The 15949-nt window shown below is 65.8% G+C and carries 15 protein-coding genes; 6 read left to right on the forward strand and 9 right to left on the reverse strand.

The window, feature by feature from the left end:
• Positions 1 to 375: 375 nt before the first annotated feature.
• Positions 376 to 579 (forward strand): DUF1127 domain-containing protein, encoded by a 204-nt coding sequence (locus tag HMPREF2581_RS06245; RefSeq protein ID WP_003096877.1) that lies wholly within the window; start codon positions 376 to 378, stop codon positions 577 to 579.
• Positions 580 to 634: 55 nt separating this feature from the next.
• Here the strand turns inward: HMPREF2581_RS06245 and wbpZ are convergent, their stop codons facing one another.
• The 9 genes from wbpZ to HMPREF2581_RS32880 form a co-directional block, all read right to left on the reverse strand.
• Positions 635 to 1780: a D-rhamnosyltransferase WbpZ gene (wbpZ, locus tag HMPREF2581_RS06250; RefSeq protein WP_003142108.1), complete on the reverse strand. Its 1146-nt coding sequence runs from the start codon at positions 1778 to 1780 to the stop codon at positions 635 to 637.
• Entirely contained in the window at positions 1781 to 2908 is a 1128-nt protein-coding gene (locus HMPREF2581_RS06255) for a glycosyltransferase family 4 protein (RefSeq protein WP_003102573.1), read from the reverse strand. It lies immediately after the preceding gene.
• Positions 2892 to 4274: a glycosyltransferase family 4 protein gene (locus tag HMPREF2581_RS06260; RefSeq protein ID WP_003110353.1), complete on the reverse strand. Its 1383-nt coding sequence runs from the start codon at positions 4272 to 4274 to the stop codon at positions 2892 to 2894. Before HMPREF2581_RS06260 ends, HMPREF2581_RS06255 begins: the two co-directional genes overlap by 17 nt.
• On the reverse strand, positions 4271 to 5536 hold the full coding sequence (locus HMPREF2581_RS06265) for an ABC transporter ATP-binding protein (RefSeq protein WP_003142110.1): 1266 nt from the start codon (positions 5534 to 5536) through the stop codon (positions 4271 to 4273). The genes HMPREF2581_RS06260 and HMPREF2581_RS06265 overlap by 4 nt, the downstream gene beginning before the upstream one ends.
• Positions 5536 to 6333 (reverse strand): ABC transporter permease, encoded by a 798-nt coding sequence (locus HMPREF2581_RS06270; RefSeq protein WP_003096887.1) that lies wholly within the window; start codon positions 6331 to 6333, stop codon positions 5536 to 5538. The genes HMPREF2581_RS06265 and HMPREF2581_RS06270 overlap by 1 nt, the downstream gene beginning before the upstream one ends.
• Complete coding sequence (locus tag HMPREF2581_RS06275; protein ID WP_003096889.1) at positions 6333 to 7772, reverse strand: mannose-1-phosphate guanylyltransferase/mannose-6-phosphate isomerase; 1440 nt, start codon at positions 7770 to 7772, stop codon at positions 6333 to 6335. Before HMPREF2581_RS06275 ends, HMPREF2581_RS06270 begins: the two co-directional genes overlap by 1 nt.
• Before the next feature lie 3 nt (positions 7773 to 7775).
• Positions 7776 to 8747, reverse strand: a complete 972-nt coding sequence (gmd, locus tag HMPREF2581_RS06280; protein WP_003096890.1) for a GDP-mannose 4,6-dehydratase — start codon at positions 8745 to 8747, stop codon at positions 7776 to 7778.
• Positions 8744 to 9658 carry a GDP-6-deoxy-D-mannose reductase gene (gene rmd / locus HMPREF2581_RS06285; RefSeq protein WP_003096892.1) on the reverse strand — a complete coding sequence of 305 codons (915 nt, stop codon included), beginning with the start codon at positions 9656 to 9658 and terminating at the stop codon, positions 8744 to 8746. Before rmd ends, gmd begins: the two co-directional genes overlap by 4 nt.
• Positions 9659 to 9817: 159 nt before the next feature.
• On the reverse strand, positions 9818 to 10054 hold the full coding sequence (locus tag HMPREF2581_RS32880) for a hypothetical protein (RefSeq protein WP_003096896.1): 237 nt from the start codon (positions 10052 to 10054) through the stop codon (positions 9818 to 9820).
• An 11-nt stretch (positions 10055 to 10065) separates the two neighbouring features.
• Between HMPREF2581_RS32880 and HMPREF2581_RS06290 the strand changes: the two genes are divergently transcribed.
• From HMPREF2581_RS06290 to HMPREF2581_RS06310, 5 genes are read left to right on the forward strand one after another with little or no spacing between them, the layout of a single operon-like run.
• Positions 10066 to 11694, forward strand: coding sequence for a glycosyltransferase (locus HMPREF2581_RS06290; protein WP_003142113.1), 1629 nt, complete (start codon positions 10066 to 10068; stop codon positions 11692 to 11694).
• Complete coding sequence (locus tag HMPREF2581_RS06295; RefSeq protein ID WP_003125903.1) at positions 11688 to 12989, forward strand: glycosyltransferase; 1302 nt, start codon at positions 11688 to 11690, stop codon at positions 12987 to 12989. Before HMPREF2581_RS06290 ends, HMPREF2581_RS06295 begins: the two co-directional genes overlap by 7 nt.
• Complete coding sequence (locus tag HMPREF2581_RS06300) at positions 12986 to 13849, forward strand: class I SAM-dependent methyltransferase (RefSeq protein WP_003142116.1); 864 nt, start codon at positions 12986 to 12988, stop codon at positions 13847 to 13849. The genes HMPREF2581_RS06295 and HMPREF2581_RS06300 overlap by 4 nt, the downstream gene beginning before the upstream one ends.
• A complete protein-coding gene (locus HMPREF2581_RS06305) occupies positions 13846 to 14988 on the forward strand; it encodes an acyltransferase family protein (RefSeq protein WP_003142117.1) in 1143 nt (380 codons plus the stop codon). Before HMPREF2581_RS06300 ends, HMPREF2581_RS06305 begins: the two co-directional genes overlap by 4 nt.
• Entirely contained in the window at positions 14982 to 15818 is an 837-nt protein-coding gene (locus HMPREF2581_RS06310) for a class I SAM-dependent methyltransferase (RefSeq protein WP_003142118.1), read from the forward strand. The genes HMPREF2581_RS06305 and HMPREF2581_RS06310 overlap by 7 nt, the downstream gene beginning before the upstream one ends.
• The last annotated feature ends 131 nt before the right edge of the window (positions 15819 to 15949 follow it).

Consider the following 15949-nt stretch of genomic DNA (forward strand, 5'->3'; position numbering starts at 1 on the left):
CTGAACCGTTTCATCCGCAACTATTTCCAGCGCCCGGACGATTAATTCTTCCGGGCGTCTGGACAGGGCAGAAAAAACCACGTAAAAACATATTTCGGCGGCCTTTTCTCTTGCCGCCATCGCAACACGCCCACCCGGCCCTTTCGCTTTTCCTGCTGTAACACTTCGCTGTTTCTTTCGGTAACGCACCATGACGGTGCAGAGCGGTACAGTTACGCACCGAAACAACCCATACAGTTCGGAAACACACCCCGGTGATCCAACGCAATTCTCCGCAACTGTTCCTATTCTTGTTGACCTGTTAGTCAGATCATATTGCTCAGTTAATCACTAGCAACCTGACTACCCACCACAAGTGGGAAGGATCGACACATCATGGAACGTACCCTCGGTTCCAACACTTTCGACATCGCTCGCTCCAACCGCCGCAGCAGCAGCCTGCTGGGCACCATGAAACTGTGGCAGCGCCGCATCCAGAGCCGTCGCCAGCTGGCCCGTCTGGACTCCCGCCTGCTCGCCGACGCCGGCATCAGCGAAGCCCAGCGCTACGCCGAGCTGAACAAGCCGTTCTGGCGCTAAGCGATACTGTAACGCCCCGGTTCGGCCCAGCCTGAACTGTACCGTAGGCCGCTCCTTACCGAGCGGCCTTCACGTATCTGGAAGAAGCCTTTTCCTCCAGCAGTTCACGGTACAGCTCGCTCCAGCGACGCCCCATCTCTTCGGCGGTGAACAGTTGCCGATAGCGGGCCTCCGCGTTCCTGCCCATATCCTCCGCCTGCTGCGGATGCTCCCAGAGCCAGCGCATCGCTTGGCGAAACGCGGCCGGCTGGCTGGGCGGCACGACCAGGCCGGTCTCGCCATGGATATTGATGTAGCTGGTGCCGGTGCCGATCTCGCTGGAGATCATCGGCTTGCCGTACATCGCGCCCTCCAGCAGGGAGATGCCGAACGCCTCGGAACGCAGGTGCGACGGAAAGACCATGGCGTAGCTGAGTTGCAGCAGGGCGACCTTGTCCTCGTCGTCCACCCGCCCGAGGAAGTGCACGTTGCGCAACCCCAGCGCCGCGGCCTGGGCATACAGCTCGGCCTGCAACGGCCCGGCACCGACGATCACCACCGGGTAATCGGTGCCCTGCAACGCATCCAGCAGGATATGCAGGCCCTTGTAGTAACGCATCACCCCGACGAACAGGAAGAACCGCGGCCCGAGTTTCTCTCGCCAGTGCTCCAGACGCTGTGCCGCAGGCTTCGGGTAGCCGTCCTTGTCCAGGCCGTAGGTGATCACCCGGGTCTTTTCCCGGTACTGGCGGAGCACGTCGCTGGTACTGAAGTAGTTGGGCGAGGCTGCGACGATGCGATCCACGCTGTGGAGGAAACGACTCATCAGCGGCCGGTACAGTTTCAACAGGACGCGCTGGCGGATGATGTCCGAATGGTAGGTGACCACGCTCGGCTTGTTCATACCGGTGAGGAAATGCACCAGGTCCATGAACGGCCAGGGGAAGTGGTAGTTGACCACGTCCGCCTCCGCCGCCAGCTCGCGGAACTGCTTGAACACGCTCAGGGAAAAACCGGTGGAGGCGAGCTGCAGGTCGAGCCTGGCGCGATGCACCACATGTCCGCCGAAGGGCACGACAGGCGGATGCGGGTCGCTGCTCAGGGTCAGGACGTGGTTGTCGATCCCCCACGACCCGCTGCTCTCGCAAAGCTGGAAGATCACCTGTTCGATCCCGCCTACCGTCTCGCTCAGGTAGGTCTTGTAGAAGTGCAGTACCCGCATTCAGCCCTCCACGGCACGACGATAGGCTGCAGCGGTGAGATTCGCGCAACGCTTCCAGGAAAACTGCTCCGCCCGTCGCAGGCCGGCTTCCCGGCAGCACTCCCAGTAGACGGTATCCTCGGTCATGCGGACCAGCATGTCAGATAGCCCATTGGCATCATCCGGGTCAATATAGCTGCCCGCCTCGCCGGCCACCTCCGGCATTGCGGAGAGTCGCGTGAGCAATACCGGCGTGCCGCTGGCCATGGCTTCCAGCACAGGCAGGCCGAAGCCTTCGTAGATCGAGGGGAAGACCAGCGCCCGAGCGCCCGACATCAACTCGGCGACCCGCTCGTCCGGCAGGTAGCCGAGCAGCCGCACCGTCCCCGAAGCCAGCGCCTGGCGCAGTTCGTCGTCAAGCGAGCGACTTTCCCATCCCGGCATGCCGACGATCATCAGCGGAAAACGCTGGCGGACCGCCGCCGGCAGTTGCCCATGGGCGCGCAGGGCCAGCGACAGGTTCTTGCGCGGTTCGAGGGTTCCTACGCAGAGGAAATACCCGCGCGGCACCAGGCCATGCGCGCGCAAGGGCTCGCGCAGGGACTCCCGGTCCCGCGGACGGAACCGCGCGGCATGGCCGAGGGGCGCCACCACGAAGCGCTCGCGCGGCAGGCCGAAATACGCCTGCGCCTCGTCGGCGATCGCCTGCGAGTCGGTCAGGATCAACCGCGCCTTTTCCATCCCGCGCGCCAGCCGGCGTTCTATTTCGCGCAAGCGGGCGGCGGGTTGCGTCGCCGGATAATGCAGGTGGGTCAGGTCGTGCAGGGTCATCAACATCGGCCCGTCGAAGTCCAGCGGCCAGAGACTGGGCTCATGGTAGAGATCGACCGGCGGCCGACCGCTATCGAAACGCCGCTGTTCCAGCCAGCGTCGGGCCCGGTAGGCTCCGGGCAGGTTGCGCAGCCAGGGCGACAGACGCGAATAGCCGGGCAGCGCCGCCGCCGGCAGGTCGCCGCTCCAGCCCCAGCCATGGAACAGGGAAAACTCGAAGTCCGCGTGCGCCTGCAACGCGCCCAGCAACTCGACCAGGTAATGTCCGATGCCGGTCCGCGGCGCCTGGAGAATCCGTGCGTTAACCGCAATCCGCATGTACTGCCTCGCCATGCGTCGGGGCCTTGCCGAGGGCGAGCAGGATCCGCGCGATCAGTTGCCGACTCGCTTCGTGCCAGCCGATCCAGCGCCATTCGCCGACCGGTCGCTCGGCCGGGAACTCGCCCGTGGCTTCGAAGCGGGTGACCAGGTTCGCCAGGGTCTGCGGATCGGCGAGGTCGAAGTAGGCCATGAATTCGCCGCCGATCTCGCGGAACACCGGGATGTCGCTGCCCATCGCCGGCAGGCCGCGCTGCATGGCCTCCACCAGCGGCAGGCCGAAACCTTCCACATAGGACGGGAAGACCAGCGATGCGGCATGGGAGTATGCGTACTCCAGGCTCTTGTCGGAGAGGTCGTTGAACATGAACAGGCGCTTGTTCAGCTCCGGATGCTGCCGCACCCGTTCCACCAGCGCCTCGCACTTCCAGCCGATGCGTCCGGCGATGCACAACCGCACCTGCGAACCCTGGGCCCAGGCGCGCTCGAAGGCATCCAGCAGGTAACCGTGGTTCTTCCGCGGCTCGATGGTGCTGACCATCAGGAATACCGGCGCCTTGGCCTTGAACATGCGCAGCAGATCGGGCTCGACGGAGGCGCCGTCCTCTACCAGGTCCAGCTCCGAACCCAGGTGGAAATAATCGAACCAGCGTTGCGCGACCTTCTCCGGGCCGATACGCCGCAGCATCTCCGCGCGCACTTCGTCGCGGATGGTCTCGGAAATCGCGACGTAGCCGTCGGCGGTGGCCGCGATCCAGTCGAACCAGTGGTTGAATACCTTGACCAGGCCGGCATCGCAGAATTGCGGATGGGTCAGGGGAATCAGGTCGTAGATCACCGAGACGATGCCCACGCCCTCGCTCTTGAGGCGTTCCGCCAGCGGGAAGAAATCGGCGTGCCAGGAGGAGTCCAGCAAGACCAGTTGGTCGCCGGCCCGATGTTCGAGCGGGGTCGCGCGCACGGGTGCAGGCTGCTGCTTGCCGAGGATGCGGTCGAGCAGGCGCAGCGGAATGCTGAGGAAGGCGAAGGCGAACAGGCGGCAGGCTACATAGAGAAGGCGCCGGGCCCACGGCGAGGAACGGAACGGGCGGCGCTTTTCCAGGGTGCGCTGGCCCAGCCAGAAGTAGTTGGCGGCTCGCTCCACCAGGATGCGCAGGCGTACCAGCGGCGAATGCGGCCGTGGGTCCAGCGGCGCCAGGCTGTGGACCTGATACAGGGTGCCGTCGAGCATTGCCACCGGGATGCACTCCACCGTCTCGTCGGCTTCCGGCAACTCGCGGATGACGTTGCGCACCACCCGCTGAATACCGGAATTGACCTTGGGATGCTCGAACACATAGGTGCATTCGACCAACAGACGCGTCATGGAGTGCTCTCCGCGGAAGTGGGGTCCAGAGCCGCCTCGCCGGAGCGGCTGATATGGGTTTCGGCGCCCAGCCAGGAGCAACCGACGAAGTCTTCCTGGCGGTTGTTGATGACATGGAAGACCAGGCCGTAGTCGCGCCATTCGAAGTTGCGGTCCAGGTGCGAGTCCAGCCGCGACAGGCTCAGCGCCACCGAGTAGTGCCCCTTGCCCAGGCGCATGTCGAAGGCGAAGCGGTAGGTGATGCGCTCGCCGGCCTTCAGGTCGGTGAGGGCCTTGTCCAGGCGGTGGGTATTGATCCCGTACATCGGCTGGCCGAGGCGGTCCTTGATCATGAAGCCGAGGATCAGCCGCTCGATGTCCTGGCGAACCTCGACTTCGACTTCCAGCGTCACCGCCTGGCCTACCTCGACCACCTCCAGCGCGCGCTGCCGCTGGTCGACCATCCGTACGTCGAGGATCGCTGCCTCGCCGGTGCCGGAAATCGTCCGCACCTGGCCGTCGGCGAGCATTTCCTGGCGCACGGTCTGCCCCTCGCGCTCGGCGAGCAGGGCGTTGTAGTAGTCCATCACCTCTTCCGGCCGCCCGCGCATGGCCATCCGTCCCTGCTCCAGGAGGATCGCGGAGTCGCAGATGGACTGGATCGCCGAGCGGTCGTGGGAAACGATCAGCAGGGTGGTGCCGGCCTTGCGGAAACTGCGGATGCGCTCGAAGCTCTTGTGCTGGAAATAGGCATCGCCAACCGACAGGGCCTCGTCGACGATCAGGATGTCCGGCCGCCGGGCAGTCGCCACGCTGAACGCCAGGCGCATCTGCATGCCGCTGGAGTAGGTGCGCACCGGTTGCTCGATGGCCTCGCCGATTTCGGCGAAGGCCTCGATCTCCGGCATCAGCGCCTGGATTTCCTCGACCTGCATGCCCAGCAGTTGCCCGGCCATGAAGACGTTCTGCCGGCCGGTGAAGTCCGGGTGGAAGCCCATGCCCAGCTCGAGCAGCGCGGCGACCCGGCCGGCCACGCGGATCTCGCCGCAGGTCGGCTGGGTGGTGCCGGCGATCATCTTCAGCAGGGTGCTCTTGCCGGCGCCGTTGACCCCGACGATGCCGACCGCTTCGCCCGGCTCGATGGTGAACTCGACCTCGCGCAGGATCCAGTGCAGGTGGTGGCGCGGAGGGCTGAAAGGCACCAGCCATTCGAACAACCGGCTCCAGCGATTGGGATACTGCTTGTAGGCCTTGCCGAGGCCGGATACGCGTATCTGTCCCATCAGAGTTCATCCACCATTTCGCCGACCCGCTGGCGGAACAGACGCAGGCCGAGCGCGCACAGCAGCAGCGCCAGCAGGGTGATCGGCAGCAATGAAGGCCAGTCCGGCCATTGCCCGTGGAGGAACAGCTGCTGGTAGCTGCGCATCAGCGCGGTCATCGGGTTGAGTTCGATCAGCGAGCGGATACCCTCGGGCAGGATGCCGATCGGATAGACGATCGGCGTCAGCCAGAACCAGAACTGCAGACAGATGCCGAACAACTGGCCGACGTCGCGGAAGAACACGTTGAGCACCCCGAGGATCATCCCCAGTCCCGCCGCGAACAGCACCTGGATCGCCAGCAGCGGCACCAGCGCGAGCAATGCCGCGCCCGGCAGGCGCCCGCTGAGTGCGAGAAAGCCGAGGAACAAGGCGAGGATGATGGCGAAATTGACCCCGGCGTTGAGCAGTACGATGACCGGCAGGCAGATGCGCGGGAAGCTGATCTTCTTCAGCAGGTTGGCGTTCTCGATGAACATGCTCTGGCTGCGCGAGGTGATTTCCGCGAACAGGCCCCAGGTCAGCAGCCCGGCGCAGAGATAGACGCTGTAGGCCAGGCCGTCGTCGACGCCCGGCAGGCGCGCGCGCATCACCTGGGAGAAGATCACCGTGTAGACGACGATCATCGACAGCGGATTGAGCACCGTCCACAGCGCGCCGAACAGCGACCCGCGGTAGCGCGACTGGAACTCGCGCTTGACGCTGCCGAGAACGAAGCCACGATAGCCCCACAAGGAACGAGACAAGCCAAGAAGCATCAGACCACCCTGCCGTACTGGTCCTCGAAGCGGACGATGTCGTCCTCTCCCAGGTATTCGCCGCTCTGCACCTCGATCATCACCAGGTCGATGACCCCCGGGTTTTCCAGGCGATGCCGGTGGCCCGCGGGAATGTAGGTCGACTCGTTGCTGTTGACCAGCCGCGCGCCATCGCCATTGGTGACCCTGGCCATGCCTTGCACCACGATCCAGTGCTCGCTGCGGTGATGGTGCATCTGCAGCGACAAGCGCTCTCCCGGCCTGACCACGATTCGCTTGATCTTGAAGCGCGGCCCTTCCTCGAGGACGGTATAGCTGCCCCAGGGACGGTTGACGGTCCGATGCAGCCGATAGGCCTCGTGCCGCTCGTCCTTCAACCGCTGCACCACCCTGCGCACCTCCTGGACCCGGTCGGCGCGGGCGATCAGCAGCGCATCGGAAGTATCCACCACGACCAGGTCGTCGACCCCGACCGTGGCGACCAGGCGCCCGTCGCTCTGCACGAAGGTGTTACGGGTGTCGACGAACAGGGTGTCGCCGCTGCCGCGATTGCCCTCTGCGTCCGCGTCGAGCAGCGCGCTCATCGCGCCCCAGGAACCGATATCGCTCCAGTCGAAGGCCGCCGGCACCACAGCGACCCGCGCGGAGCGCTCCATCAGCGCATAGTCGATGGAAATGTCCGGCAGCGCGGCGAAGGCTTCGCCTGCCAGCTCATGCTGGATGCCATCGGCCATCTTCACCGCCGCACTGGCGGCCAGGCAGGCCCTGGCCTGCTCCAGCAGGGCCGGGGCATGCTGCGCCAGCTCGTCGACCAGGGTCGAGGCCGTGAAACAGAACATCCCGGAATTCCACAGGAAACCGCCACTTTCTACGTAGCGACGGGCGGTTTCCTCATCGGGTTTCTCGACGAAGCGGCGCACCTTGGCCGCCCCCTGCTCGTCCAGCCGGTCGCCCAGCTCGATATAGCCGAAACCGGTTTCCGCTGCGTCCGGCACCACGCCGAAGGTAACCAGGTGCCCGGCGACGGCGAGACGCGCGGCATGCCCTACCGCCTCGCGGAAGGCCTCCTCGTTGCGGATCAGGTGATCCGCCGGCATCACCACCAGTACCGCCGCGTCGCCATGTTCGGCTTGCAGCGCCAGGGCGGCGACGGCAATCGCCGGAGCGGTGTTGCGCCCGGTCGGTTCGAGGATGAAATGTCCTCGGTGCCGCCCCAGGCGGGCTGCCTGGAACTGGTCCTTGCTCTGGAAGTAATGCTCGCGGTTGGTCACCGTGACGATTTCGCCATGCCCGGCCAGGAGCCCGGCGGCACGTCGGTAGGTCTTGCCCAGCAGGGTCTGGCCATCGGGCAGGCGCATGAACGGCTTCGGCTGTCCTTCACGCGACACCGGCCACAGGCGGGTACCGGCGCCGCCGGAAAGCACCACGGGAATCAGCATGGCTTACTCCCGGGAAACGCGTCGCAGGTCCGCCTCGACCATCATCCGGATCAGCTCGTCCAGGCTGGTCCTGGGCTTCCAGCCGAGCACACGCTGGGCCTTGGCCGGATTACCCAGCAGCACGTCGACCTCGGCGGGCCGGAAGAACGCCGGGTCGATCTTGAGGAAGTCGCGGTAGTCCAGGCCCACATGCTCGAAAGCGATCTGGCACATGTCGCGCACGGTGGTAGTGACACCGGTGGCCACCACGTAGTCGTCGGCCTTGTCCTGCTGCAACATCAGCCACATGGCTTCGACGTAGTCCCCGGCAAAGCCCCAGTCGCGCTTGGCGTCGACGTTGCCCAGGCGCAATTCCTGCTGCTTGCCGAGCTTGATGCGGGCCACCGCGTCGGTAACCTTGCGCGTGACGAACTCGATGCCGCGCAGCGGCGATTCGTGGTTGAACAGGATGCCGCTGGAGGCGTGCAGGCCGAAGCTCTCGCGATAGTTGACGGTGATCCAGTGGCCATAGAGCTTGGCCACGCCGTAGGGGCTGCGCGGGTAGAACGGCGTGTTCTCGTCCTGGCGCTCGGCCTGGATCAGGCCGAACATCTCGCTGGTGGAGGCCTGGTAGAAGCGCGTTTCCGGGCTGAACTGGCGGATCGCCTCGAGCAGGTGGGTCACGCCCAGGCCGTCGACGACGCCGGTGGTCACCGGCTGGTTCCAGGAAGCCCCGACGAAGCTCTGTGCCGCCAGGTTGTAGACCTCCTGCGGCTGCGCCTTGATCACCGCGCGCTGCACCGAACAGGCATCGGCCATGTCGCCGTCCTCGTACTGGATATCGCCTTCGATCCCCAGTTCACGCAGGCGCCAGCGCGTGTCGCTGCTGCGCCGCGCCACCAGGCCGTGGACCCGGTAGCCCTTCTCCAGCAGCAGCTTGGCCAGGTACGCTCCGTCCTGACCGGTGATCCCAGTTACCAGTGCACTTCTTGTCATTCTTCTCGTACCCGTGACTCCCAGTCGGACAGGATCGCCCGCAGGGACTGTTTTATGGTTATTTCAGGCTTCCAGCCCGTGGCGTCATGCAGTCGCGCATGGCTGCCGCGAACCCGACGCTGTTCCGCCCGGCGCATCCGGGCAGGGTCCTGAACGATTTCCAGCTCGACCTGGGCGATGTCCGCCAGCAGTTCGATCAGCTCGCGAATCTTCTGCTCCTGCCCGGAACAGACGTTATAGACGGCGCCCGCCTCGCCGTGGGAGAGCAGGCGCAGATAGGCTGACAGCACGTCCTGGACATCGAGGAAATCACGGCTGACGTCGATGTCCCCCACTTCCAGCCGATTGGCCTGCAAGCCCTGCTTCATCCGGGCGATCTGCCGCGCGGCGCTGGCGATCACGAAGCTGTCCTTCTGCCCCGGCCCGATATGGTTGAACGGCCGCGCCACCAGCACCCGCCAGCCTTCGGTGATACCCCACTGCAGGCACAGCGACTCGGCCGCCAGCTTGCTGACCGCATAGGGATTGCGCGGGTGGGGGATGAGTTCCTCGTGGATCGGCAACGCCGCCTCGGCCACCTGGCCGTAGACGTCGCCGGAGCTGATGTACAGGAAGGTACCGGAGAAGCCCCGCGCCTTAAGCGCCTGGAGCAGGTTCAGGGTGCCAAGGAGGTTGATCTGCAGGGTCCGCGCAGGATCGCGGAAGGCCTCCGGCACATAGGTCTGCCCGGCCAGGTGGATGACCGCATCCGGCAGCTCCGGCCAGAGGTCGCCCAGCGAATCCGGCTCCAGCAGATCGTAACGATGCGGTACGGGAAGGAGCGCCCACGGCGTGTGGGCCGCTGCCAGATAAGCTTGAAGATGCTTGCCTACGAAACCGGAGAGCCCGGTGACGAACAGACGCTGAGTCAAGGAAGCGGGCCTTTTATCTGATGCTACGCTCGGCGACGCTCTTCCTAGGAATACGACGTTCCAGAGGTCATGCCGGATAGCGTGTTGTTCTGATTATCGCGCTCCAATCTGTGCCAAGAATGCGCCAATTTCAACCGCTTATTCGTGACCGGTAGGTTCTCACTCGAACGGCATGACGTTTTCTCCGTCAGCCTTCACGTTTTTGCGAAAGGTATGTTTAGAATGCCTCTCGATTTCGTGCTTGACTGCCTCCTGTTCTGTTGATCGAACAGGTCGCGGCTGCGATAACAGAACAAGAACACGATGGGTCGACCAGTCCGCCGGGAAGGCTTCCGGACAACGAAGCAGCGCCTGGCCTCGCTCATCACCACCAAGCTGTCGAACGGGCAGTTTCATCACGAGATGCCATGAATTTCATCCTTTACTCGGATATCAACGAGCGCTCGATCGGCCACAACCTCGGTCGCCCCGAATACAGCTACTACTTCGTCCTCAAGGCCTACCGGCCAATCCTCGAATCGCTGGGACAGGTCCACCTGGTACAGAGCACGGACGAAGTCGACCCGCTCTATCGGCAACTGCATGAACAGGGCGAAGACTGCCTGTTCCTCTCCTTCACCCCGCCGCACAAGGCGGCGCGGGGCCTGCAATGCCCGATGCTGTGCGTGGTCGCCTGGGAGTTCGAGTCGATTCCCGACGTGGCGTGGGACGGCGATCCGGCGCAGGACTGGAGCCAGGTCCTGGCCGGCCATGGCGCAGCCATCACCCTCTCCGAACAGACTGCCCACGCGGTTCGCCGGGTGCTGGGCGAAGATTTTCCGGTACTGGCGCTGCCGACGCCGATCTGGGAGGAGTTCGCCGCGATCCGCCAGCAAGGCGAGCGGAATCCGGTCAAGTCCGCCGAGACCCTGCAACTCAAGGGCTGCGTCATCGACAGTCGCCTGCTGGGCCTTTCCGCCGACGGCCTCATCGCACCGATCAGGGAAGAGACCGAGGATGAGATCCTCGAGGTCCTCCCCGAGACGCCCGCCGAGCCCGAGCCCGAACCGGTCCCTGAGCCAGAACCAGAGCCAGAGCCGGTTCCTCTCGACTGGAGGCGCCGACTGGTCATCAGCAAGCACTACCTGCTGCTGTGGTACCGGGAAGCTGTCAGCGACCTGGTACCCATGCCGGTACGCCGCTGGCTGTTCCGTCACCTGCGCCAGCCGCTGCCGCACCCGCCAACGGCGCTGGAAACGCTGCCGGAGCCATTGCCCCAGGCCATCGAGCCGATGCCGCCCGCCGAGCCCGAGCATCCGCCGGCGCTGCTGCCGGACGTCGACCAGCACCAGCAGGTCGTCGTGGACGGGGTGGTCTACGTCTCGGTGTTCAATCCGCTGGACGGGCGCAAGAACTGGCATCAGCTGATCACCGCCTTCTGCTGGGCATTCCGCGACACCAGCGATGCCACGCTGGTGCTGAAGATGACCCAGAGCGACCTGACGACCTACCACGTCGAACTGCTCACCCTGCTTTCCCAACTGTCGCCGTTCGCCTGCCGGGTCATCGCCCTGCACGGCTATCTCGACGCCGCGGAGTACGCCCGTCTGTACGGAGCCGCCAGCTACTACGTGAACGCCTCGCGCTGCGAGGGCCTGTGCCTGCCGCTGATGGAGTTCATGTCCTGCGGCACCCCGGCGATCGCTCCGGACCATTCGGCGATGGCCGACTACATGGACGCCCAGGTGGGCTTCGTGGTCCGCTCCAGCCAGGAGCCCGCGGCCTGGCCGCAGGATTCGCGCCGGTTGTACAGCACCCGGCGCTACCGGCCGAGCTGGGAGTCCCTGAAGGAGGCCTACCTGGAGAGCTACCGGGTGGCCCGGGAACAGCCGGAGCGCTATCGGCAGCTGTCCGCCGCGGCCAACCAACGCATGCGCGGCTACTGCGCCGGCGACGTGGTCCGCCAGCGCCTAGAACCCTTCCTTTCCGCTCGCAAGGCAACCCCTGCGCCCGGCGTCGAACTGGCGGCCACCGCCACAGGCAACGTTCCATGCTGATCATCATCCACTCCGAGACCAACAAGACCACCATCCGGCAGAACCTCGGGCGCCCGGAGTACAGCTATTACTTCGTCCTCAAGGAATTCCGTCCGCTGCTGGAAGAGATCGGCCAGGTGGTCGAAGTCAGCGATCCCGACGAACTGGTGGACCGCCTCTACCACGACTGCCGCAAGCGCGGCGAACCCTGCGTCTTCCTCTCCTTCTCGCCGCCCCATCGCACGCCGATCCACCATGCCTGCCCAACCATCCCGGTGTTCGCCTGGGAGTTCAGCACCCTGCCCAGCGAAACCTGGCACGGCGAACCGCGCCACGACTGGCGACACGTGCTGCGCCACAGCGGACGGGCCATCACCCATTCCAGCTTCACGGTCGACGTGGTGCGCGCCGCCATGGGTCGCGACTACCCGGTACTGAGCGTGCCGGCGCCGGTCTGGGATCGCTTCGCCAACCGCGCCTCGCAGCAGGCGGGCCGTCCCGAAGCCCGGGATGTGCGCCTGCGCCTGGACGGCCTGCTGGTGGACAGCCGCCAGCTGGACCTGGCCGTCCATGCCGACCCCGAGCCCTCGGCGGAGGTCCTGGCCCTGCCGGACCGCGCGGCGAAACAGGTCGAGCTGAGCCTCGACGGGGTCATCTACACCTCGGTGTTCAACCCCTACGACGGGCGCAAGAACTGGCAGGACATGATCAGCGCGTTCTGCGCCACCTTCCGCGACGAGCCCGACGCCACCCTGGTGCTGAAACTGACCCACCACAACGTCGGCGAAGCGCTGGCCGACATGCTTCACCACCTGTACAAGAACCAGTCCTACCGCTGCCGCATCGTGCTGATCCACGGCTACCTCGCCGACCCGGACTACGAGCGGCTGGTCGAGGCCACCAGCTACGTGGTGAACACCTCCTACGGCGAAGGCCAATGCCTGCCGCTGATGGAGTTCATGTCCAGCGGCAAGCCGGCCGTGGCTCCGCGCAATACCGCGATGATCGACTACATCGACGCCGACAACGCCTTCATCGTCGACTCCTCGGAAGAAGCCACCGCATGGCCCCACGACCCGCGCGCGGCCTACCGCACGCTGCGCTACATCACCGACTGGGAGTCGCTGTGCCGGGCCTACCGGGCCAGTTTCGAGGTCGCTCGCCAGGAGCCGGAGCGCTACGCACGCATGTCCGCGCATGCCAGCGCCAGCCTCGAACGCTTCTGCAGCCGCAAGCTGGCCGTGGAGCGCCTGCGTCGCTTCCTCGACGAAGCGGCACAAGGCGACCCCGCCGCCTTGCAAAGCATCCCGGCATGATCCGCGCCCTGCTCCAACGCTGGCGTTCCCGTCCCGCTGCGGCGAGCGAACCGGTGTCGCCACGCATGTGCGGTCTGCGCGATGCGGTGCTGGATGGCTGGTTCCGCAGCGAAACCGGCGAACTGCTCGCCGGCTTCGCCATCGGCGCCCAGGACACCCTGCTCGATCTCGGCTGCGGCGAAGGCGTCGCCACCCTCTTCGCCGCCCGCCAGGGCGCTTCGGTGATCTTCACCGACAGCGAGGAAGACAAGGTGCGGAGCCTGGCGCAGCAGGTCGAGGCAGTGGCCCGGCGGCCCTTCACCGGCCTGGTCAGCGACAGCGACCCGCTGCCGCTGCGCGACGCCTGCGCCGACAAGCTGGTGTGCATGGAAGTGCTCGAACACGTGGCCAACCCAGCGCGGGTGATGGCCGAACTCGTGCGTCTCGGGCGCCCTGGCGCGCAGTACCTGCTGAGCGTGCCGGACCCGGTCGGCGAACACCTGCAGCAGGGCATCGCCCCGACCGACTACTTCCGGGCGCCCAACCACATCCACATCTTCTCCCGCGACGACTTCGCGCGCCTGGTGCAGGACGCCGGGCTGGTCATCGAGCACCGCCAGGCCAGCGGCTTCTTCTGGGTGATGGGCATGATCTTCTTCTGGGCCAGCGAACGGGCCGCCGGCCGTGAGCTCGGCGGCGCCGTCCGCGACCGTATCCAGCCGCCCTACCCGGCGCTGATGGAAGACTGGGCACGGCTCTGGGAAAACCTCCTGGCCCGTCCCGACGGTCTGGAGATCAAGCACCTGCTCGACCATTTCATGCCCAAGAGCCAGGTGATCATCGCGCGCAAGCCGCTCGACCCCGGATCGTCGCGGACATGAGCGGCAAACGCATCCTCGACATCGAACTGTTGCGCGGGCTGGCCGTGCTCGGCGTGGTATTCCACCATCTGCACGGCAACCTGTTCAGCGGCTCCCCGGCACTGCTGGACGGCATCAACCAGCGCGTCCAGTTCTGGTGGGGCGTGGACCTGTTCTTCGCCATCTCCGGCTTCGTCATCGCCCGCACCCTCATCCCGCAACTGCGCGAGGCGCCCACACGCCAGGCATTCTGGGAACAGGCGCGGTACTTCTGGATCCGCCGCGCCTTCCGCCTGTTGCCCTCGGCCTGGCTGTGGCTGGCGCTGATCTTGGCCTGTTGCCTGCTGCTGAACCGCTCCGGAGCCTTCGGCAGCCTGTCGGCCAACCTCGCGGCGAGCCTCGCCGGTTTCCTCCAGGTCGCCAACTTCCGCTTCGCCGACAGTTTCTACCGCTACGAATACGGTGCCAGCTTCGTCTACTGGAGCCTTTCCCTGGAGGAACAGTTCTACCTCCTGCTGCCGCTGCTGATCCTCTGCCTGCGTCGCTACCTGGGCTGGGCCCTGCTGGCGCTGGTGCTGGTCCAGTTCTTCAGCCTGCGCACGCCGCTGCTGATGGTATTGCGCACTGACGCCCTGGCCATCGGCGTACTGCTCGCCCTCGCCTCCCTGCAGCCTGGCTATGCCCGCTGGAACCCCACCCTGCTGGGCCGCGCCTGGAGCGGGCCGTTGCTGCTGGTCGCCGTGGCCGCGGCCCTGGGCGTGCTGGCCAGCGAAGCGTACAGCCTGGTCGCCGTGCGGATCGGCACCATCGCGCTATTGTGCGGACTGCTGGTGTGGATAGCCTCCTACGACCGCGACTACCTGCTCTCCAACGGGCCGCTGAAGCGCTTGCTGGTCTGGGTCGGCGCGCGCTCCTATGCGATCTACCTGATCCACATCCCGGCGTTCTATCTCAGTCGCGAACTCTGCTTCCGCCTGGGCTGGGACGCCGGCGAGCGGCCCCTGTCGCTGCTCGGCACCAGCCTGGTCCTGATCGTCGTACTCAGCGAGCTCAACTACCGCTTCGTCGAGAGCCCCTGCCGCGACCTGGGCTCCCGCCTGGTCAAGCGCCTGAGCGCCGCCCGCCGCGTCGCCACCACTTCCGGAGCCACCTCATGCTGAACTTCCTCAAGAAGATCGTCTCGCCGCCCAGCCCCGCCGCCCAGCCCGTCGCCGCGCCACCCACCCCCGCGCCGGTCGACCCGTACATGCTCGGGTTGCGCGACGCGGTGCTCAGCGGCTGGTTCAACCAGGAGACCGACGAGCTGTTCAGCGGCTTTCCGATTTCCGCCGAGGACACCGTGCTCGACGTGGGGTGCGGCGACGGCGGCAACGTTCATTTCTGCGCCATGCGCGGCGCTCGCATCATCATCGCCGACATCGACGCGGAAAAGATCGCCAGGACCCGCGAGCGCCTGGCCGATACCCCGGCCCGCGAACTGGAATGCCTGGTCAGCGACTGCGACCCGTTGCCCCTGGCTGACGCCACGGCCACCCGGGTGGTCTCCACCGAGGTCATCGAGCACGTCGACGATCCGCGGCAGTTCCTCGCCGAGCTGGTGCGGGTCGGCCAGCCCGGCGCACTCTATCTGCTCAGCGTGCCGCATCCCACGTCGGAAGACCTGCAGAAAGACTTCGCCGCCGACGAATACTTCCGCAAGCCCAACCACATCCGCGTGCTCGGCGAGGAGCAGTTCGCCGCACTGGTGCGCGAAGCCGGGCTGGAAATCCTCAGCCACAGCCGCTACGGCTTCTACTGGTCGCTGTGGATGCTGCTGTTCTGGGAGGCCAAGGTCGATTTCGGCAATCCCGACCATCCCCTCCTCGAACACTGGGCCAGGACCTGGCAGGCGCTGCTCGACTCGCCGCGCGGTCCGGCCATCAAGCAGGCCCTGGACGCCGTGGTCGCCAAGAGCCAGGTGATCATCGCGCGCAAGCCCGCCCAGGCGTAGAGCCACCGAAACAGTTCCGCTACAGCCGGGCGGAACAGTTGCCGGGGCCACCGAACTGTTCCGTCCAACTCCCGCGTGGTTGCCCCTGAGCAAGCCAGCGGTCCCGGCGCATCATGAGGTTCCACACCCCG

Origin of the sequence: Pseudomonas sp. HMSC057H01 (assembly GCF_001836405.1) — a bacterium.
In the GTDB taxonomy this organism is placed as follows: domain Bacteria; phylum Pseudomonadota; class Gammaproteobacteria; order Pseudomonadales; family Pseudomonadaceae; genus Pseudomonas; species Pseudomonas aeruginosa.